The organism is Maribacter algarum (ex Zhang et al. 2020) (assembly GCF_005885635.1).
GTDB lineage: Bacteria > Bacteroidota > Bacteroidia > Flavobacteriales > Flavobacteriaceae > Maribacter_C > Maribacter_C algarum.
On sequence record NZ_VATY01000003.1, the window covers coordinates 219,743 to 242,163 of the forward strand.

The 22,421-nt window shown below is 40.4% G+C and carries 10 protein-coding genes; 2 read left to right on the forward strand and 8 right to left on the reverse strand.

Annotation, left to right across the window (positions count from 1 at the left end):
* Positions 1–3: 3 nt before the first annotated feature.
* Entirely contained in the window at positions 4–480 is a 477-nt protein-coding gene (locus FEE95_RS14725; protein ID WP_138658766.1) for a hypothetical protein, read from the reverse strand.
* Positions 477–1,370, reverse strand: a complete 894-nt coding sequence (locus tag FEE95_RS14730; RefSeq protein ID WP_138658767.1) for a hypothetical protein — start codon at positions 1,368–1,370, stop codon at positions 477–479. Before FEE95_RS14730 ends, FEE95_RS14725 begins: the two co-directional genes overlap by 4 nt.
* Positions 1,371–1,502: 132 nt before the next feature.
* On the opposite strand from FEE95_RS14730, the gene FEE95_RS14735 reads away from it, so the two are divergent.
* Positions 1,503–2,351: a DUF4349 domain-containing protein gene (locus tag FEE95_RS14735; protein WP_138658768.1), complete on the forward strand. Its 849-nt coding sequence runs from the start codon at positions 1,503–1,505 to the stop codon at positions 2,349–2,351.
* Between the two features lie 66 nt (positions 2,352–2,417).
* On the opposite strand, the gene FEE95_RS14740 is transcribed toward FEE95_RS14735, so the two are convergent.
* The 6 genes from FEE95_RS14740 to glgB all read right to left on the reverse strand — a co-directional run bounded on the left by FEE95_RS14740 (position 2,418) and on the right by glgB (position 21,651).
* Positions 2,418–8,426, reverse strand: coding sequence for an Ig-like domain-containing protein (locus FEE95_RS14740; RefSeq protein WP_138658769.1), 6,009 nt, complete (start codon positions 8,424–8,426; stop codon positions 2,418–2,420).
* A 322-nt stretch (positions 8,427–8,748) separates the two neighbouring features.
* Entirely contained in the window at positions 8,749–14,736 is a 5,988-nt protein-coding gene (locus FEE95_RS14745) for an Ig-like domain-containing protein (RefSeq protein ID WP_138658770.1), read from the reverse strand.
* A gap of 198 nt (positions 14,737–14,934) precedes the next feature.
* On the reverse strand, positions 14,935–16,326 hold the full coding sequence (locus tag FEE95_RS14750) for an MFS transporter (protein WP_138658771.1): 1,392 nt from the start codon (positions 16,324–16,326) through the stop codon (positions 14,935–14,937).
* Between the two features lie 76 nt (positions 16,327–16,402).
* The gene (locus tag FEE95_RS14755) at positions 16,403–17,212 is read right to left on the reverse strand and encodes a M48 family metallopeptidase (RefSeq protein WP_138658772.1); all 810 of its coding nucleotides are present in this window, start codon (positions 17,210–17,212) and stop codon (positions 16,403–16,405) included.
* 37 nt (positions 17,213–17,249) lie between these two features.
* On the reverse strand, positions 17,250–19,649 hold the full coding sequence (locus FEE95_RS14760; protein WP_138658773.1) for a glycoside hydrolase family 31 protein: 2,400 nt from the start codon (positions 19,647–19,649) through the stop codon (positions 17,250–17,252).
* A gap of 103 nt (positions 19,650–19,752) precedes the next feature.
* Positions 19,753–21,651, reverse strand: coding sequence for a 1,4-alpha-glucan branching protein GlgB (gene glgB, locus FEE95_RS14765; RefSeq protein WP_138658774.1), 1,899 nt, complete (start codon positions 21,649–21,651; stop codon positions 19,753–19,755).
* A gap of 197 nt (positions 21,652–21,848) precedes the next feature.
* On the opposite strand from glgB, the gene FEE95_RS14770 reads away from it, so the two are divergent.
* Positions 21,849–22,418 carry a collagen-like protein gene (locus FEE95_RS14770; RefSeq protein WP_138658775.1) on the forward strand — a complete coding sequence of 190 codons (570 nt, stop codon included), beginning with the start codon at positions 21,849–21,851 and terminating at the stop codon, positions 22,416–22,418.
* Positions 22,419–22,421: the final 3 nt, after the last annotated feature.

Below are 22,421 nucleotides of genomic sequence, written 5' to 3' on the forward strand. Positions count from 1 at the left end.
ATATTACTCTATTCTTAAGAAAGATATTTTTGTGGATTTTGTTTCAATACCATCTAGAAGAATAATCTTTGTCATAATTAAAGCGTCAATAGAATCTGTTTCTATGCCATTTGTCGAAACACTATCATAATACAATCTCATACTTTTTAGGGAATCCGAAAGGACGACGGTCTCACCCACGGTACGGATATTTTCTACAGAAAAATTTGAGCTATCTGTTTTTATAAAGCCCTCTTTTGAGAAGTCTTTTAGCTGCTTTAGAATATCTTCCTGAAATTCTGGGTGTTCATTTTTCAATTTTAATAACTCGAAATAGTTTTTTAACCGCTCAGAAACTAGGTTTTCTAAAGTAAAATCTTTGCGGTCTATTTCATATTCTGAAGCAGTAGAGTCGTCATTGGTTACTATATACTCCTTGTTCATATTGTTGCCGCAAGAGCTTAAAATCCATATAACCAGAACAAAGATTGTTTTTCTCATAGCGTAATGAATTTTAATTTCACAATTTTTCCATTCTTTAAAGTTTTTTCCAAGACCTTAATCCGTTTCAAATTACTGGTCGGTACTGTTAGGAGTTGAATAAAGTCTTCTTTGGAAAATAGCTCTACCCCTATATTTTTACTATGAAGTTGGTAGATAATAGCCTCGTCAGAAATAAGATTTCGCAATCCCCTTTTATGCTTATTCCAGTCTGTTACATTGCCATCGGTATAAAACTTAAGCATGAGAGCATAATCATCTGCTTCAAGCTGAATTTTTTGATTCTTATTATTCTCAATAAAACGGACTATAGTATCAGTTTTATGATAAGGAGATTTTACAACGAACTTTATATAATCATCAGCACTAGAATACGTAAAGCACCCAAGGCTATCGGTCTTAAAACCAATCGGAGATTCACCTTTACTTAATATTTTTATATCCAAAGGAATCTTTACAATAGGATTGTCTGAAAGATTTTCTACAAAGCAAAACTGGAATTCGTTCTTTGTATTAAATCCGAACCATACCAGCAGAGCAATTGGGATTAAACCAAAAAGTAAATATTTACTTTTTGTTGTTTTTGGAATTTGAGTTATGGGTGTTTCATGATTTGACTTAAAAGTATTCCAATTACTTTGTTCAACATACTTGCTTAACAAATTAAGCATATCAATTCGCGGCAATTTATCAGGTGTATTCTTGAAGTAGGTGTAAAACCACTTTTCGCTGACCTTGGCTTTAACCTTGGTAAACAAATCTTCTTGAAATAGCGCAATCTCCTCCCCTTTCCATGCTTCAATTGAATCAGGGGCATTGTGACTCTTTAAAAAAGTAACGGTAATCTGTTCTTTTAAGAGCTTGAAATAAAATTTGTCTTTGGTATTCAATATGGTTTAATCAACTAATAATCAATCATTTAAAAATTGTAAAACAAATTACAATTATTTTACAGGAGTTATACAAAGCCAGCTACCAGCGTTCATATAGGTTTGCTCTATTAATTCTAAAAATATAAAACTATGAGCGTAAAAACGGTAAATCGAGTATTAATAATTGTAACTCTTTCCATAGGCATGTGTTACTTCACGGCATGCAACCAGTCCCAATATTCAGAAAAAATTACCACTGATAATGCGGAAATAACTGAAAGCTATGATGCAGTGGTAGAAAACGAAACCAATGATTCAAAAAACCCACAACTTCCAAAGAATTTAAAAATCATTAAATCTGCCAATGTCAAGTATAAGGTGAAAAATGTTAAAACAGCTACGAATACCATCAAACAATCAGCATCTGTATTCAATGCCTACATCTCAGATTTAAGGTTTGAAAATAGTCTTTATAGCCTTGAAAATCGCTTCACTGTCAAAATCCCCCAAGAACATTTCGACGCTATGATGGACTCCATAGTTCAAGTTGCCGATTTTATTGATTACGAGAACATTACAACGGATAATGTTACGGAGCAGTATATAGATCTTCAATCACGTTTAAAAACAAAACTAGAAGTAAAGGAACGTTATGAAATCATACTTAGAAAAAGCGCTAAAACAGTTAAAGATATCTTAGCAACGGAGGAAAAATTACGTGTTATTCAAGAGGAGATAGAAGCCGCCCAGGGAAAATTGAAATATTTAACGAACAAAGTCGCCTATAGCACTATTCAAATTGACCTATACGAAACTGTTGATTATAAGGAAGAGCCTGAGACTTACTCGAAGTCATTTTGGTCAAAATCAAAGGACGCACTGGTATTTGGTTGGGAGCTGGTAGAAGCAATTGTTCTTGGCATCATCTACATTTGGCCTTTACTGCTAATAGGGTTTTTTCTAACATTTCTACTTAGAAAACGTTTTGTTAAAAAATGAGATAACCAAAATATATTAAAAAGCCTCTGCTAAGCAGAGGCTTTTCAAGTTCCTGAAATACCAATATTATCTAATAATGAGTTTTTTACTGTCGGACCATGCGCCCGAGCGCACTACAATTTGATACGCTCCCGCAGCGAGTCGGCTTACATCGATAATTTCGTTCCACCCTCCCCTTAAATGCATAACTTGAGTACCGGAAATCGAATATATTGTGTACTCTATCTCCGAACCCTCCTCTTCTAAATTGTTTAAAATAACCTGTACCTCGGTTGAAGCCGGGTTCGGACTTATTGTAAGGCTCGGCTTGTCGTTAAATACCAAATCAGAGATATCAACCAGCAAGGATTGACTTGAATTTATGACAGGAGACATAACATTTCCTGGTATGACCTCTGTTGGTGAAGCTCCATTGCCATCACTTGGTTTTCTCCATCCCACTGCAAGGTTATCACCGAAGGCCGCCTCTTTCATCAAAGCCTCGATATAGTAATTGTTCCCCTTTGTGAGTAATATGCCCTGTGATTTTTGGGTAGGGAACTTGTTCCATTCCCTATTAAGGGCATAATCCTCGTTATGGGCCAGGCGTACCTTGTCTACCGGGTCGTCGCTTGTACTAAGGTTCAGTTCGGTATGGTTGTTACCCGCTATCCAGAAATAGTAGATGCCCGTTTCCGGTGGACAGAGGTAACCACTTACCCGCACACCAAAATTGTCGCCCATGTTCCTCGGGGTTTCGAATTCGGTCAACTCAGCACTAATCGATGGGCTGTCCGGATAATTCGGCGCATCGAGAAGATTGGCTATCGCAGAGCCTGCTATGCCATCATAGCGTTCCATAAGGATACTGCCACTAGCGGTGCATGAGTTCGGATTGTAAGCTACTACATCTATCACAGTGGTATCGGTAAAGCCACCATCGCCGGTGGTTACCGTTATGGTCGCCATGCCTTCGGCCAATGCCGTTACAAGCCCGTTGTTGTCAACGGTAGCTATCGAGGTGTTGTTCGATGACCAGGTAACTGAATTATCGGTAGCGTTCGAAGGTGATACGGAAAGTGAAAGTGTCGAAGTTTCACCTTCCGCAAGACTCAAGTTCGAAGGTAACAGAGAAACTCCTGTTACAGGCACATTGGCCCGTACGACCGGTGAGAGTACGCCGCCAGGTACAACCCCTGTTGGTGAAGCTCCATTGCCATCACTTGGTTTTCTCCATCCCACGGCAAGGTTATCACCGAAGGCCGCCTCTTTCATCAAAGCCTCGATATAGTAAGTGTTTCCCATTGTGAGTAATATGCCCGGTGATTTTTGCGTAGGGAACTTGTTCCATTCCCTACTAAGCGCATAATCCTCATTATGGGCCAGGCGTACCTTGTCTGCCGGGTCATCGCTTGTGCTAAGGTTCAGTTCGGTATGGTTGTTACCCGCTATCCAGAAATAGTAGATGCCCGTTTCAGGTGGACAGAGGTAACCGCTTACCCGCACACCAAAATTGTCGCCCTGGTTGCTCTGTATCTCAAAGGTTGTCAGTTCGGAGCTCAGCGACGGATTATCAGGATAATTCGGTGCGTCGAGAAGATTGGCTATCGCAGAGCCCGCTATGCCATCATAGCGTTCCATAAGGATACTGCCACTAGCGGTGCATGAGTTCGGATTGTAAGCTACTACATCTATCACAGTGGTATCGGTAAAGCCACCATCGCCGGTGGTTACCGTTATGGTCGCCATGCCTTCGGCCAATGCCGTTACAAGCCCGTTGTTGTCAACGGTAGCTATCGAGGTGTTGTTCGATGACCAGGTAACTGAATTATCGGTAGCGTTCGAAGGTGATACGGAAAGTGAAAGTGTCGAAGTTTCACCTTCCGCAAGACTCAAGTTCGAAGGTAACAGAGAAACTCCTGTTACAGGCACATTGGCCCGTACGACCGGTGAGAGTACGCCGCCAGGTACAACCCCTGTTGGTGAAGCTCCATTGCCATCACTTGGTTTTCTCCATCCCACGGCAAGGTTATCACCGAAGGCCGCCTCTTTCATCAAAGCCTCGATATAGTAAGTGTTTCCCTTTGTGAGTAATATGCCCGGTGATTTTTGCGTAGGGAACTTGTTCCATTCCCTACTAAGCGCATAATCCTCGTTATGCGCCAGGCGTACCTTGTCTGCCGGGTCGTCGCTTGTACTAAGGTTCAGTTCGGTATGGTTGTTTCCCGCTATCCAGAAATAGTAGATGCCCGTTTCAGGTGGACAGAGGTAACCGCTTACCCGCACACCAAAATTGTCGCCCTGGTTGCTCTGTATCTCAAAGATTGTCAGTTCGGAGCTCAGCGACGGATTATCAGGATAATTCGGTGCATCGAGAAGATTGGCTATCGCAGAGCCCGCTATACCGTCATAGCGTTCCATTAGGATGCTGCCACTGGCGGTGCACGAGTTCGGATTGTAAGCTACTACATCTATCACAGTGGTATCGGTAAAGCCACCATCGCCGGTGGTTACCGTTATGGTCGCCATGCCCTCGGCCAATGCCGTTACAAGCCCGTTGTTGTCAACGGTCGCTATAGAGGTGTTGTCCGATGACCAGGTAACTGAATTATCGGTAGCGTTCGAAGGTGATACAACAGCGGTGAGCGATTCGGTAAGTCCGACAGTAATACTTGTCGGTGCGTTTTCAATACTTACCCCTGATACCGATACTGGGGCGGTCTCTACTGTAATAAGCGTCGTGTCGGAAAAGCCGCCATCAACGGTCGTTGCCGTTATAGTTGCCGTACCCACCGATACCGCCGTTACGGAACCGTTCGTACTAACCATGGCGACCAGGTCATCGCTGGAGGACCAACTTACGGAAGTATCATCGGCATCCGCTGGGATAACGTTAGCAGCAAGCTGCTGTGAAGCCCCTTCGAGGAGCGTCAATGACTGTGGAGAAACACTCACTCCCGTTACCGGGACAGGAAGCGCTTCAACGCTAATGGTTGCTGTATCAATAAAACCACCATCAGTGGTCGTTACCGTTATGGTCGCAGTGCCTTCAATTACCCCGATAACCAAGCCATCCGTATCCACAGTTGCTATCGAAGCATTACTTGATGACCAAGTTACTGAAATGTCCGTCGCCTCAGATGGTGTTACTGTGGCTGTCAATGTTCCCGATTCCCCTTCTTGTAAGGTTAATGTATTAACATCAAGCGATACACCTGTAACATTAACAACAGGAGGCCCACTGAAAAAATCAAATGCCGTACAAGGTATAACTTGAAAAGGAACAGCTCCATTACCATTGCTTGGTTTACGCCATCCTACCGATAAATTATCACCACCACCTCTTTCATTCATCAATGCTTCGATATAGTAGTTCTGACCCGCAACCAGATTAATTCCAATAGATTTTTGAGTAGGGAATTTATTCCATTCACCGTCAAAAGACCATGATTCATGATATGCAATTCTAGTCTTATTAAGTTCATTAGCATCTGTACTTAAACTTAGTTCAACGTTATCATCCCCAGTAACCCAAAAATAATAAGTCCCAGTTTCTGGTGCTTTTAATAATCCTTTCACGCGAACTCCATAATCATCGTCAACATTAATAGGAATTCGGAATTCATTGAGTTCATCTACAGCACTTGGCGCAGCAGGAAAGTTCACATTACTCTTTAATTCATCAATTGTTTTTCCCGGAACATTTGAATAGGTCTCCATAATAATTCTATCCGTACAGGGATCTGGGTCAAGTTGGCTAATCCAATCATCAATTAGTTGTACCGCATTTGCATCTATTTTGTTCTTGGCAATAGGCGGCATTCGAATTGCCGGATCCGTGCTGTTCATTCTATGGTAAACTATCGAGGCGCTCGGATTTCCTGGGGCAACAATTTTTTCATTTGGGATTCCCAAAGGCAAATAAGGATTTGCTGTCAAAAGTCCGGTTTGTACAATATCAAGATTTAGTCTTAAGTCAAAATCGCCGCGATTTCCAGTCCCCGGCCTATGGCAATATGCACAATTCAAATCCATATAAGACCTTGCTTTTTCATCAAGAGTTGCACTGGCATCATCAATAGATTTTGAAGTTAAAATAGTATTTGCATCAGTATCGGTAATAGTTTGGTCTAATATTCCTAAATGACTCAAGGTCACTAATTGATTGGCCGTTCTTCCAGTTTCAGAATAGGTGAAATCCTTGTTCAAATATCTGGCCCTTGTACCTAAAGTTCCCCCTGTTGTGGGGTTATGACAAGTAACACAGTCAATTGTACTTGGATAGCTCCAAGTCTGGGTGGTCGTACTTCCATTAGCTTTTGTAATGTCAATAGATTCGTCTAATCCACTAGTAAGTAGTTCAGCATCCGTTTGTTGATCATTCCATTTGTAGGTCACAAAATAAAAGTTACCATCACTGGCTTTAATTGAGAATCTGGTTTCCAGTCGTTTCGTAATTGAGGGATTGTTCTCATTGATGGGCAATTCAAAATGCTTGACTATTACCGAACCTATAGGAAAATTCCAATCATCAACATCAGAGTATGCTATTTTTTCGGCAGCAGTATTATGACTTCCGTCATTGGGAATAGCCATCCAACGTTTCTTTATTGCGCCATCAGACCAAAATGATTCCACTAAATCATAGGGTATTAAGCCGTCAGTCGGCGTAAGGTTTATCAGGTCGGAAAAAGCACCCGTTTCAGACAACAATTGCGGTGTGTTTCCAAAACCAGTATTCTTGGAAGTTATCTTAAAAAGTGATGAAGTACCTTGTTTTAATATGTAGAGTTCACCTTGATTATCCTCCCCGAAAGAAATGATATTTGTAGAAGTAAAGTTACCATATTGTTCATATGACCCCGTATTGATATCTACGGTAAAGATTTCTTCCCCATTGCCATAATCAGCGCAGATGTACTTTCCTCTCAGCTCAGGAACTTCATTGCCACGATATACATATCCACCAATAACTGCATTCGCCTCTGAACGCGGAAATGCTAGAAGAGGTTGTTCATGAGGCATATTATTGTAAAGGTTTTGTACACAAAACGTACTTTCATAGAAGCCTTCAAAAAGAGGCCAGCCATAATTGCTACCCTTTTTGATAACATTAATTTCTTCATGCCTACCCCCTCCTATTTCACCTACATATAAGGTTCCCGTTTCCCGGTCCTTTGTCATTCGGTGAGGGTTTCTATGCCCCATGCTATAATATTCTTCAAAATTTTCTCCTGTTGGACTTAAAAAGGGATTGTCATTAGGTATCCAGTAGCCATTTCCTGTTAATTCATCCGAAAAACCATGATCATCGGGCATTGTTCGTACTGGTGGGTGACTTTTCGTATTATCCATATCTACATCCAAACGTAAAACACCGCCATCAAGATTATTCTCAATATCTTGAGCTTTCTTGAAAGCAGTTTGATCCCCAGTTGTCAGATACAAAAACCCATCATCTCCAAATAAGAGTCCACCACCTCTATGGGTTGTTCCATACATTCGTAGTTTTAGCATTATTTGCTCAGAAGATTCTTGAATATTAAGTGTTGTGGGATTGGCCTCATATCTAGCCAGTATCAAAAAATTACCCCAATACTCTTCGCTATCACAGCTTTGGGTAGTATAACTATTCGGAAAATCGTTGCTATTGGCATCCTCGGTGGTGTACCAGGTATAGATATAGTTCTTTCCCGCGTTACCAAACTGCGGATGCAATGCCAGACCTAAAAAACCACCATCCCAAACAACACCAACTTTATCTGATAAATCTATCATTAAGTTCTTGGTGGAGACAGCAGGGTTCTTTTCAAACGAAAATATTTTTCCATCGCGCTGCCCAACAATAATCTTATTACCAGTTGGTAATTCGTTAAAAGTTAATGGAGAATCAAAAGTGAGATTTGGAAATATTGGTTCGTACGGCAAGCCTTGCGGAAGAATGCCAGGAAAGTTGCCATTTAGATAACTTCCTATTGGTTGAGGGTTGTCCAATCCAGAGCCTGCGAAGTAATATGGTATTGCGCTTAAAAAAAGTAGAGAGGAAAGCAGAAATAGGTATTTCTTCCGCTTTCCGAGGAGTAATTTTGTTTTCATATTGGTGTGGAATGGTTCTACCAACAAAGGAATAGGATTTCCTCATATTTTATGGGGGCTAATCGATGAAATACATCTTAATTCGTTGAAGCACAATAGGATAAAAATCTACGTTATTCCGGCTTTGGGGTAGACTATTTTTTCAGGTTGAAAACTGGGAGAAGCCATTGCACTTGGCATCATCCATATTTGGACTTTATTATTAACAGGATTTCTTCTCGTATTTTATTTATAAACCGTTTGGTTAAAAAAAGTGATAAATAATATATACCAAAAAGCCTCCGTTATGCAGAGGCTTTTTAAGTTAAGGAATTACCGAATATTATCTAACGATTAGTTTCTTACTTTCAGACCATGGGCCCGAACGTACGATGATTTGATAAGCCCCTTTAGCAAGACGACTAACATCGATTGTTTGGTTCCAGCCTCCTTTTAAGTGCATTATCTTGCTCCCGGTAATCGAGTATACAAGATACTCTATCTCGGAATCTTCTCCTTCAAGGTCATTTATTATAATCTGTATCTCAGTTGATGCCGGGTTTGGACTTATCGTAAAGCTTGAATGGTCATTAAATGACAAATCAGAAATATCTACCATTAGCGATTGACTTGAATTTATAACCGGTGATATCACACTGCCCGGTATGACATCGGTCGGTGATGCCCCATTGCCATCACTGGGCTTTCTCCAGCCAACTGCAAGGTTGTCACCGAAAGCAGCCTCCTTCATCAAGGCTTCTATATAATAGTCGTTCCCCTTTGTAAGTAATACCCCCTGGGACTTCTGCGAGGGGAACTTGTTCCATTCCCTGTTGAGTGCATAGTCTTCATTGTGCGCTAGACGTACCTTATTGGCGGGGTCGTCACTCGTACTCAAATTGAGTTCCGTATGGTTGTTGCCAGCTATCCAGAAATAATAGATACCAGTTTCTGGGGGACATAGGTAACCGCTTACCCTGACCCCATAGTTATCGCCCATGTTTCTGGGTGTCTCGAAAAACGGAAGTTCAGCACTTATCGAAGGGCTATCAGGATAATTGGGTGCATTGACAAGATTCGATATCGCAGAACCCGTTATATCATCATATCTTTCCATAAGGATAGTGCCGCTGGCCGTACAGGAATTTGGATTGTCCAAAACTACATCTATCACCGAGGTATCCGTGAAGCCTCCATCTTCTGTAGTAATGGTAATAGTAGCCGTACCTTCGGCTAGGGCGGTTACAAGTCCGTTACTGTCAACGGTCGCTACCGAGTCGTCATTTGATGACCAGTTAATATCTCGATTGCTCGAGTTCAAAGGTGCAATGGTGGGTGTAAGCATTCCGGTTTCTCCTTGAGCAAGGGTTAAGCTACTTGGCTGTAAAGAAACTCCGCTAACAGCAATAATTTCTTGCACTGCAGGTGATAATACGTTTCCTGGCACAATTCCTATTGGTGATGCTCCGTTACCATCGCTAGGCTTTCGCCAGCCAACAGAAAGATTATCACCGAAAGCAGCCTCTTTCATCAAGGCCTCGATATAATAATTGTTTCCTTTGGTAAGCACTATGCCCTGTGATTTTTGGGTAGGAAATTTGTTCCATTCCCTATTGAGCGCATAATCTTCATTATGGGCAATGCGCACCTTGCTAGTTGGATTATCACTTGTGCTCAAGTTCAGCTCTGTATGGTTATTGCCCGCTATCCAGAAGTAATAAGTTCCCGTTTCTGGGGGACATAGGTAACCACTCACCCGAACCCCGTAGTTATCACCTTGATTACTTTGAATCTCGAACAGCGTAAGCTCTGAACTCATCGTTGGGCTATCTGGATAATTTGGGGCGTTGATAAGATTCAATATTGCAGAACCCGATATACCATCATAACGTTCCATAAGGACGGTACCGCTTGCAGTACATGAATTTGGATTATCCGGGACCACATTTACCACTGAAGTATCAGTGAAACCACCGTCGTTCGTAATAACTGTGATGGTTGCCGTTCCCTCTGCCATGGCCGTTACGAGTCCGTTGACATCGACAGTCGCTATAGCGTTATTATTTGAAGACCAACTAACCGAAGTGTCTGTCGCATTCGATGGGGATACCGTAACGGACACTGGAGCGGTCTCGCCCGCGGTCAATGTTAAATTAGGAGAAGATGAAATCCCCGTAACTCCAATGATAGAACGAACCACTGGTGACATTACATTCCCTGGTATAACTTCTGTAGGTGACGCACCATCCCCTTCACTTGGCCTTCTCCAACCCACGGCAAGGTTATCACCAAAAGCAGCTTCTTTCATTAAGGCCTCTATATAGTATTTGTTCCCCTTTGTCAGAGCTACGCCTTGAGACTTTTGTGTGGGGAACTTGTTCCATTCCCTGCTAAGGGCATAATCCTCATTGTGGGCCAAACGTACCTTGTCGGCAGAATCTTCGCTTGTACTCAGGTTGAGTTCTGTATGATTGTTACCAGCAATCCAAAAGTAATATACACCTGTTTCAGGGGGACATAGGTAACCACTCAAGCTAACCCCGTAATTATCACCTTGGTTACTTTGAATTTCGAACAAGGTAAGCTCTGAACTCAGTGAAGGACTATCCGGATAATTAGGTGCGTTGATAAGATTCGCTATGGCAGAACCTGATATCCCATCATAGCGCTCCATAAGAATGGTACCGCTGGGGTTACATAAATTTGAATTATCGGGTACTATATCTATTGCAGCCGAGTCAGTAAAACCACCATCGTTCGAAGTAACCGTAATGATTGCGGTACCCTCAGCAATCGCCGTTACCAATCCGCTAATATCCACTGTTGCTATAGCAGTGTTATTAGAAGACCAATCAACCGATGTATTCGTGGCATTCGAAGGCGCTACAGTAGCAGTGAGCGCTTCGGAAAGTCCAATGGTAATATTCGTAGGTACGTTCGAAATACTTACTCCAGAAACTGATACCGGAGTTGCTTCTACCGTAATTATGGAGGTATCAGTGAAGTTGCCATCATTTGTGGTGGCAGTTATAGTGGCCGCACCTGTAGATATTCCTGTTACCGTACCATTCATGCTTACCGTAGCTATCAGATTATCGCTTGAAGACCAAATTACAGAGGTATCGTTAGCATTTGAAGGACTAACTGCGGCAATAAGTTGCTGCGAAGCTCCTTCGAGCAGGGTTGTTGACTGCGGGGAAACGCTTACTCCCGTTACTGCAACGGGAAGGGCATCTACTGTAATGAGCGAGGTAGCGGTAAAACCGCCATCAGTAGTTGTTACCGTTATGGTCGCTGTACCTTCCGCAACAGCCGTTACAAGTCCATCAACATTAACCGTAGCAATACCATCATCACTAGATGACCAAGTTATGGAGCTGTTAGTCGCATTATCCGGAGTTATTGTCATGGTAATTTGTTGCGTGTCTCCTTCAACAATACTTATAGTTAGTGGGCTGACTGTAACCCCAGTAACTCTTATTGGAGGAGAGCTTATTTTCCATTGTTGATTTTGAGATGTATTGTCCTTTGTCCAAAGATTTAGAGGTTTCTGCTCTTCGTTACTAATAGTAGATACATTTAATACCAAACCATTATAAACACTAACAATGTTCGTGTATTCATCTCCTACATCTTCAATATACCAAAGTTGATGCTGGTCTCCATTCCATGGTTCCTGTATAACATTAGCACCACGATCACTTCTTAAATCGCTCAATGATAAAACCAAACCTGAATGCTTTGCCCTTATTCGATATTTTTTATTTCCGACTGGTTCTATATACCAATTAGAATGGTCCTCAAGATTTGAAGAAATTTCAACAACCGATGCGTCATCTAAATTTGAGGCATTACTTACCGCCATAAAATTAGAACTGTAACGAGCCTGCAAAGTGTATAGCCCTTCTTCTATCGTTTTGGGTCCATCAATATCAAGCCCCTCAATCCAACCAATAAGTACTTCCATATAGTCCTCATCTACCATGTTACGACCTATTGGTGGCATTCTATCAGCTTCAGTACTGATATCCCTTAAGTACAATAATGAATTTTGTATATCTTGAGGTACTACCAGTTCGTAGCCCGGTAGTGAAGCGTGACTTATCGCAGATGTATTGACTAACAATTGATCGTACAAGGCAGTCAGTGAGCGACCATCGAAGGCTCCTTCTACCCCATTGGGTCTGTGGCAAAAAGCACAATTGGCATCGATATAAGATCTTACTTTCATTTCATTACTGGAAGACTCAGAGTTAATGTTAGCTGAAACTGGTAAATCTGTGTATTTTTCTATTTCTTCACTAAACATATTCAAATGATTCCAGGTTTCTAACTGATTGCTTGTAATGCCTGAAGATGGATAGGTATAACTTTTATTGAGTTGTCTTGTTTTCAAACCAAGTGAATAGCCCGCAACACTATTATGACATTGAATACATTGCGACCGGTTCGGAAAATTCCAAGTTTGATTAACGATGGATCCATCACTTTTTGTAATACTATAATCTTGCGATATATCTTCATCTATTCCAATTAAAAAGGCATCGGTCTGTTCGTCATTCCACTTATAGGTAACGCCATAGACATCATTATCTTCAGTGAAAACCAGAAACCGCGTTTCTAATTTTGTGACTTTTGAAGGATCATTTTCATCTGTTGGTAAGTCGAATTGCTTAATTGCTACAGTACCTGGTGGAAAAGACCAGTTCTCTTCCTTCTCAAAATGAATTTGCTCTGATGGAGTGTTGTGATTTCCATCGTTTGTTAATGCAATCCATCTTCTCTTTTCTGCTCCATCTGACCAAAGTGGTGCGTTAACATCGTAGGGCACTAAACCATCTATAGGTGTTAGAGACTGTAGATCTGTAAAAACATTTAAATCAGACAATTTTTGAGGTGGGTCAACTGAAGGCCCAGAACGTACAACTTTGCGAATGACAGCACCATCTTGTCCGGTACCAAACAAGTCTAAGATGTAGATATCTTCATTTGAACTTCCAAAAAATGAGGAAATTCCATCTTTACTGCCTACTCCACTAACGGGTACGTTTAATAAGTAATTTATATCACCTGAATTTTCACCGGTCTTGGTCAAGGTCCATACATTTTGGGTGGTCTGATCTCCGAACAAATATTTCCCATTTAACTCCGGAAATTTAGATCCTCTATAAACAAAACCGCCTATAACGCAAGTTCCAACACTTCTGTCATAGGCATGTATTGGAGGCCTGTCATTCCCAATAAGTTGGGTGGGCTGTGCTTTAGGCCCATTTCGATCTCCTTCTCCATAAGGCCATTGTAGATTGTCCCCTTTTCTGACCAAACTTACTTCTTCTCTTGTATGTTGACCAATGTCACCTATCCAAATATCTCCTGTAGGTGGGTCAATTGTCATTCGATGAGGGCTTCTAGTGCCAATGGCGTAAAATTCTTCTAAAATACCTCCATTTGTATCCTGCCAAGGATTGTCGTTTGGTATGTAATAATTTTGAGTATATGAATTTGACCATCCGCTAGGTGGTGTACCTTTATTCAGTGGTTGTTTTCTTATTGGATGACTGATAGTTCCTCCTCTTCGGTCAACATCAATCCTTAGCACTCCACCAAATAACCATTTGTCAATCTGCTGAGTTACTCCATAATTGTCATTTGCGCCTCCTTCATCACCTAATGATAGATACAAAAACCCGTCTTCAGGTCCGAAAAACATATCACCTCCATTGTGCCAATCATTTCTATCGTAAATATTAATCAGTATTTGCTCACTTGATGGGTTTATAATATTAGAGCCTAAGGGTAGATTAAACCGAGAAAGTCTCATATATCCGTTCGTTTGCGATCCATTCCCATCCGTACCTACCACTGGACTATACCTATAAAATACATATATATACTCGCCATTTTCAGAACTTGTTTGACCGTAATCTGGGTGTAATGTTAAACCCAACATTCCACCGTCGGTATTAACAACAACATTATCTGATATATCTAAGAGTAATTCTTTATTGCTAGTGCTTTCGTCGCTATCTATTTTCCAAATGTGACCCTGTAGTCCAAGAACCAAGAATTCACCACTATTAGGCAGCTCAACCATATCCACTGGATCAATAAAGGTTAGGTTAGGAAAAGCATTTACAACAGTATAACTTGCAGTTGATGAGCTGGTTATAGTAGGTATTTGGCTAGGAAAAACGCCATTAAGGTAAGCACCAATTGGTGTTGCATTTTGAATTCCTGGCCCTGCGAAATAAGGAACAGCACTCAAAAGAATTAGTGACGAAAATACAAGAAGGTAATTACGGATTTTTTTTTGCGGTTGTTTCGTTTTCATTTTGGTTTGGTTCTACCAACAAAGGAATAGGATTCGCTAATATTTCATGGGGCTAATCGATGAAATACACCTTAATTCGTTGAAGCACAACAAGCCAAAAAGTTATGGTATTCTCACTTTAAAGTAGGATATTTTGAAGAAGGAATTTTAGGGTATAAAGGATAGGCTTTCAGACAACTATAATTATTCGAAATAACCCTAAGAAAGTGCCTTTTCCTCTTTTGGAACCCTAAAAAGCAAAACAATTCCTATTAAGAAAAATACAACCAAGAAAAGAATAGCCCATCTCATATTGTATTTCTCATCAACGATGGCAAAAATAACCATCCCTATTACGATACCAATCTTCTCCGCGACATCATAAAAGCTAAAATATGATGTCGTGTCTTCCGTTTCGGGTAAGAATTTTGAATAGGTGGAACGCGCTAAAGACTGCACGCCACCCATGACAAGACCAACAAAACCAGCCGCTATATAAAATTCTTGTGGAGTTTTCATAAAAAATGCATAGACACATAATAGCATCCAAATGGCATTTACGACAATCAAAGTTTTAATATTGCCAAACTTGTCTGAAGCTCTTGATGTCAAAAATGCACCTAAAATAGCGACCAATTGAATTACGAGAATACTAATGATTAGTCCTGTAGTTTTTTGGTCATCGTCAGCCCATCCAATTTCTTTTTCACCAAAGTAAACGGCAATAAGCATAATAGTCTGTACGGCCATACTAAAAACGAAGAAAGCTTCCAGATATCGTTTTAACCTTAAGTTTTGCCGCAACTGTTGCCAAACCCCTTTTAATTCTCTAAATCCGTTAAGCAGTACATCTTTAGTTACTTTTTGACCATTGGAGGTTCCTTTGGGTAAAACAACAAAGGTGTACTGACTAAAAAGCGCCCACCAAATTCCTACGGTTATGAAGGAGATTTTCATGGCTTCAAAAGATGCGGCATTTCTTGCAGCTTTCATTGCCGCCTCAATTTCTTCTTCACTACCATTTTCAGAAATACCATCCGCAATACCAATATCAAAACCAAAATATTCTGGTTTCATAACCATAGCCAGGTTGAGGACCAGTAAAAGGACGCTTCCAATATATCCCATTGAAAATCCTTTCGCACTAATGCGATCTTGCTGTTCTTCAAAAGCTATGTCAGGTAAATATGAATTATAAAAAACTAGACTACCCCAATATCCAAGTAAGCCCATAAAATAGAACAGGAGACTCATATGAATGGCATCTAAGTCGAACCAATACAAACCAACGCATCCAATACTGCCGAGATAACAGAAGAACTTCATGAAGTTCTTTTTATTCCCCACATAATCAGCAATTCCAGATAGAATAGGCGATGATATGGCAACAATCAAAAAGGTAAAAGCGGTAATAATTTCAATAAGTACGGTAGGCTTCATCTCAAAACCAAAAGCAGAAACGAGTTCATCATCCGTAGAAAATAAAGCAGAATAAAAAATTGGAAAAATGGACGAGGCAATTGTCAGGGTATATACCGAGTTTGCCCAATCATAAAAGGCCCAAGCATTAAGTAGTTTTTTGCTTCCTTTAACCGCTGGAGTTCTTGCCATAATTTGGTTTGGTCATAAAAAAACCGTCAGCCGGATGACAGACGGTTTTAAATATACGATTATTACGAATAGGTTTCTATTGAAAAGAAGTAACGCCAAATTTGGCAGCCTCTTTTTTGGCCGCAGGTGCCCAATTCGCCAAATTGGCAATACGGGTATCATTTGATGGGTGTGTACTCATAAATTCGGGTGGTGCTTGTCCTCCACTTTTAGCTTTCATTCGTTTCCATAGTTCAGCTCCTTCATCTGGATTATACCCAGCAATGGCCATAATCTGAAGACCAATACGATCCGCTTCTGTTTCATGGCTTCGGCTAAAAGGAAGCATGATACCCAAGGTCGAACCTAGGCCATAAGCTTGATTGAACATATTTCTTTTTTGAGGGTCTTGAATCGCGATATTGCCTGCAACAGCGCCTAATTGCTGCAGAGTACCCGCACTCATTCGCTGCGCTCCATGATCAGCAAGTGCGTGAGCAACTTCATGCCCCATAACTACTGCCACACCTGTTTCTTGCTGCGTAATTGGTAATATACCTGTGTAAAAAACAATCTTGCCACCTGGCATGCACCAAGCATTTACCGTTTCATCTTTTACTAAGTTATATTCCCACTTATAGTCTTTTAAATAACCAGGATATCCATTCGCTGTTAACCATCGTTCAGCCGCAGAAGATATACGTTGCCCTACTCGAGTAATCATTTTTGCTTCCGTTGTGTTTTCCACTACATTATTTTCAGTCAAAAACTGATCGTATTGTGCAAAAGCCATGGGGAAAATTTGCTTGTTTCCATAAAAATTCAAGACTTTTTGACCTGTAAAAGGGTTAGTCTTACACGCTGTAACGCCAATAAATATAGCCAGCGTTAAAAATAACTTTTTCATTGTGATTTGTGTTTAGTCCTCGTAAAGTACAAAAAAATTATTTTCCTATAATACGAAGAGAAGTAAAGTTTTTGTTGACTTCGATAGAATGATTTCCGTTTTGATTAATATCCTTTAAGCTTACTTCTTCATTATCAATTTCTATGCCATCAATTTCGAAAGGAAGGCCATGAAATCTGAACTCTAAGGTGTTATAAGATGTTATGAAAGTACCATCTTTGTGTTGTTGAATGCTCAAGCTATTTGGCTTACCCTGCAGCTTTAGCTTTCGGTGACTATACCTGCCTTTAGTATAATCGTAGCCGTCTTGCCCATCCTCGTAAACCATAGAATTTTCCACGCCCTCTTTGTAATATACATCTAGAATTAAGGTGTCAATTATTTTTTCACCCACATACTGCTGTACAGGATATTTAGGAATTATTGCTCCTTCCTTTATAAAAAGCGGAATTTTATCAAGATCTGCGGCAACCCATTTCTCCTTACCACCATCTACAACTTCCTCTGTCCAGAAATTATACCATTTTCCTCTGGGAATGTACATTCTTCTACCTTGGGCATTTGGTTCTTGGACCGGACAAACCAAAATCTGGTCACCAAAAATAAATTCATCTGTTCTAAAATGAGTTTGTGGGTCTTCTTGGTCGAACATGACCAAAGACTTCAACATAGCTATTCCGTTTTTAGAATAGTCGTAGAACATGGTATATAAATATGGAAGCAGCTCATAACGTAATTCGACAAACTTTCGAACAATATTGGTTATCTCCTCGTCAAAAGACCATGGTTCTTGATCACCGTGATCACCGCTTGAATGTACTCTACAAAACGGATGAAAAATGCCCAACTGAATCCAACGGGCAAAAAGCTCTCCATTTGGTTGTTCTGCAAAGCCCCCAATGTCAGAACCGACAAAAGAATAGCCACTCATGCACATACGCTGCATTTGTACATTGGCCAGCCATAAATGTTCCCAGGTCGCTACGTTATCTCCCGTCCATGTACAAGCGTACCTTTGTGTTCCTGCGTATGCTGCTCTCGTAATAACAAAAGGTCTTTTCGGGTACGAATGTTTTTTCACTCCATTATACGTGGCCCGCACCATTTGCATTCCATACACATTATGCGATTTTCTATGTGTACTCGGGTTACCATCATTGTTGTGCCTTGTATCCAAAGGTGCTGTTTTTGAGGGCACTTCCATTACGGCGGGTTCGTTCATATCGTTCCAAACCGCATGGACTCCCATTTCCGCCATAAATTCTTTGTACAATTCTGCCCACCATTTGCGAACTTCAGGATTTGTAAAATCAGGAAAATGACATTCTCCTGGCCAAACTTTGCCATGCATATAGGGTCCATCACCACGCTTGCAGAAATAATCGTTTTCCATAGCTTCTTGATATACCCAATAGTCACGATCAATCTTTATTCCTGGATCGATCATAACAACGGTTTTAAAACCATCTTCTTCGAGCTCGCCAATCATTCTCTTTGGGTCTGGGAAACGTGTTTTATCCCATGTAAAACAGCGAAAGCCATCCATGTAATCAATATCCAAATAAATGGCATCACATGGAATCTTCAAATCTCGAAACTTCTTGGTAATTTCCTTGACGTTACTTTCAGGAAAATAACTCCATTTAGACTGTTGATAGCCTAAAGCCCATAGTGGTGGAAGCTCTGGTTTTCCTGTTAAATCGGTATACAAACGTACCACTTTTGACATGTCGGGCCCGTAGATGAAGTAGTAATTCATTTCGCCACCGTCAGCCCAAAAACTGGCTGTTGTCCGACGTTCATGTGCGAAATCAAAGTGCGTTTTAAAAGAGTTATCGAAGAAAATACCGTATGCCTTGCCGTTTGTGAGGCCGACATAAAAGGGTATCGCCTTATATAAAGGATCTCTGTCTTTTCCGTAAGCATACGAATCAGTAACCCAATTCTCTAAGCGTTTTCCTTTCAGATTGGAATGTGTTGCCTTATCGCCGAGCCCATAAAAGCTTTCACCTGTTTGGGCTATCTTGCTCATTTTAACGGTATTGCCCCCATACTCATAGTTCTCTTCCCAATGAAAACCGATTTCGTCTTCATTGATAATATTTCCTTCAGGGTCGGAAATTTGTACACGCATGGTTTTCTTATCAACTAAAACCTTCATCCGTATAGTTTCAATGAGATATTCTGTTTTGGTTTCAGAAATATCCAACTTATCATAACCTCTGCGCCCAACTTTGCTGATAGCATATGAAAAATCAGGCTCGAAATTATAGCTGGTGGCATAGCGAAAACGTAACATACTATTACGTAATACGGTAATTTGAAGTACCACTCCGTTTTCAGAAGTGAAATACAATTTATCGACATCTTGAAGAAAGTCGACTATCTGGTTGGGGTATAAATTCCCTTTATATTCTAATTCGGTATTCGTAATCATAGTAGGTTGATTGTATATTAAGGAAGCAAAAAAAATACATTACTACCTAAACTTGAAATAATTACAGCTGAAATTTTCAACTATAACGATATCCTCAAATTTTCTATTTAAAAATAACAATACTTAAAGGCGGAATGGTCATTTCAACGGATTTATTATGTCCATGCCATTCTTTGGAGCTCAATTTCGAAATCTTCGTGTCCATACCCGAGCCGCCATATTTTTTAGCATCACTATTGAAAAGCTCTTTTACTTGTCCTGATTTCTTCGGAATTCCTATACGATAGTTTTCCCTTGGAACTGGTGTAAGATTAAGAGCAATGTAAATATCGTTTTTGTCATCATGCCCCTTACGGATATAAGTCAAAACAGAATTCTCATGATCACCATAATCAATCCATTGAAAGCCTTCCGGACTAAATTGTTTTTCATATAAGGCTGGATATGATTTGTAGAACACATTTAAATCTTTTACCAATTGTTGAACACCTGAGTGCACCTCATAATCCAACAAATGCCAATCTAAACTTTGTTGGAAGTTCCATTCAGAAGTCTGCCCAAATTCACCTCCTTGGAATATCAAATTGGTTCCCGGATGTGTGAACATATATCCAAAAAGCAAGCGCAAATTTGCAAATTTCTGCCATTCATCACCTGGCATGCGATATACCAGTGATTGTTTGCCATATACCACCTCATCGTGCGAGAACGGAAGCATAAAATTCTCCGTAAAGGCGTAGGTCATGCTGAAAGTCAAATCATTTTGGTGATACTTTCTATTGATGGGGTCTTTTTTGAAATACTCTAAAGTATCGTGCATCCAGCCCATCATCCACTTCATTCCAAAACCTAGTCCACCTAAACTGACAGGTTTTGAAACCCCTGTAAATGCGGTTGATTCTTCAGCAATTGTCTGAACACCTTCGAAATTTTCGTAAACAGCTTGATTCAATTCCCGAATAAATGAAAGCGCTTCCAAATTTTCATTATTGCCGTACATATTAGGTTCCCACTCCCCTTCTTCACGAGAATAGTCCAAATAAATCATTGAAGCCACAGCGTCGACACGAAGTGCATCAACATGAAACTGGTCGAGCCAAAAAAGCGCATTGCTTATCAAAAATGCTCGAACTTCATTGCGACCATAATTAAAAATCAAACTTTTCCAATCAGGGTGGTATCCTTTTCTTCTATCGGGATGTTCGTATAAATGAGAGCCATCGAAGAACCCTAATCCGTGCGCATCTTCTGGGAAATGAGAAGGCACCCAATCCAAAATAACCCCAATATCATTCTGATGTAATTTATCTACCAATAGTTTAAAACCTTCGGGTTCACCAAAACGTGAAGTCGGGGCAAAATATCCCGTAAGCTGATATCCCCAAGAAGGGTCATACGGATATTCCATTATTGGCATGAACTCCACATGGGTGAAACCCATTTCTTTTACATAGTCCACTAAATCCTTAGCCAATTCTTCATAACTCAAGAATTCATTTCCATTCTTCTTTTTCCAAGAGCCTAAATGCACTTCGTAGACCGAATAGGGTCTATCGAGTCCGTTTTTTTCGGCGCGATACCCCATCCATTTCTTGTCCCTCCAAGTATATTTAGCATCCCAAATAACCGAAGCCGTATTGGGTGGGTGCTCACAGTAGCGCGCAAATGGGTCTGCTTTTTCAGTGACGATTCCATGATTATTTGAATGAATCTTGTATTTGTAAATTTCACCATGACCGATACTAGGGATAAACCCTTCCCATATTCCGCTTTCATCCCAACGCACATTTAGTCCATGTTCTCCGTCTTGCCATGCATTGAACTCCCCAACTACCGAAACTGAATTTGCGGTTGGCGCCCAAACAGAAAAATATGTTCCTTTTACGCCATCAACTTCCGTTGGATGAGAACCGAGCTTCTCGTATAATTTATAATGCTTTCCCGATTTGAATAAGTTAATATCAAAATCAGAAAAAAGACTGTGAGCGATGACCTTTGACATAAAGTGCTGTATTTGTTGCAAAAGTAATCAACTTTGTAGGATTGAATACCGTAAGAATCGGCAGATATCTTTTTCTTGATTCCTCTTGCTAAATTACCAATATAAGGCTGAATTTTTGATAAACTGAAAAAAGTGGAACGCTTTTTGAAATATAAATTACAACTTTGAAAAATTCGTATAAACTAAATACTATTATTATGAAAAAAGCAACGCTAATACTCGGCGCATTTCTGACACTTTTTATGGTTTCCTGTGAAGTAAACGGCCTTGATGGACGTGATGGATTGGATGGGCTTGATGGAAGAGACGGGTTAGATGGCCAAGATGGTGTGAATATTCTAGCCAACGTAATCGATATAGAGGGGGATTTCACACCCGAAGGAGATTACAGAATTTTATATGAGTTTCCAGATACCATTGAGGTTTTTGAAACAGATTTAGTCTTAGTTTATATTCTTTTTGACCAAACTGAAGATAGCAACGGTGAAGCCATAGACATTTGGCGTTTACTACCGCAGACTTTAATTGTTGACCAAGGTCTTTTGCAATATAACTTTGACCATACCTTTTTAGATGTAAGCATATTCTTAGAGGCAGATTTTGATTTAGGTCTTCTACTACCTGGCGATACTGAGCAACAAGTGTTTCGCATAGCTGTGGTACCAGGAGAAAAGTCTGGCAAATCAAGCCTTGACCATACGGATATCGAAGCTGTGATGGCTCATATAGGTGTGTCAGAAAAAGACGTTTCAAAAGTAAAGTTATAGTCG

What these genes read in the sequence shown, in the direction of transcription:
- FEE95_RS14725 (WP_138658766.1), bottom strand. Translation starts at nt 480, where the DNA reads ATGAGAAAAACAATCTTTGTTCTGGTTATATGGATTTTAAGCTCTTGC.
- FEE95_RS14735 (WP_138658768.1), top strand. Translation starts at nt 1,503, where the DNA reads ATGAGCGTAAAAACGGTAAATCGAGTATTAATAATTGTAACTCTTTCC.
- FEE95_RS14740 (WP_138658769.1), bottom strand. Translation starts at nt 8,426, where the DNA reads ATGAAAACAAAATTACTCCTCGGAAAGCGGAAGAAATACCTATTTCTG.
- FEE95_RS14745 (WP_138658770.1), bottom strand. Translation starts at nt 14,736, where the DNA reads ATGAAAACGAAACAACCGCAAAAAAAAATCCGTAATTACCTTCTTGTA.
- FEE95_RS14750 (WP_138658771.1), bottom strand. Translation starts at nt 16,326, where the DNA reads ATGGCAAGAACTCCAGCGGTTAAAGGAAGCAAAAAACTACTTAATGCT.
- FEE95_RS14755 (WP_138658772.1), bottom strand. Translation starts at nt 17,212, where the DNA reads ATGAAAAAGTTATTTTTAACGCTGGCTATATTTATTGGCGTTACAGCG.
- FEE95_RS14760 (WP_138658773.1), bottom strand. Translation starts at nt 19,649, where the DNA reads ATGATTACGAATACCGAATTAGAATATAAAGGGAATTTATACCCCAAC.
- glgB (WP_138658774.1), bottom strand. Translation starts at nt 21,651, where the DNA reads ATGTCAAAGGTCATCGCTCACAGTCTTTTTTCTGATTTTGATATTAAC.
- FEE95_RS14770 (WP_138658775.1), top strand. Translation starts at nt 21,849, where the DNA reads ATGAAAAAAGCAACGCTAATACTCGGCGCATTTCTGACACTTTTTATG.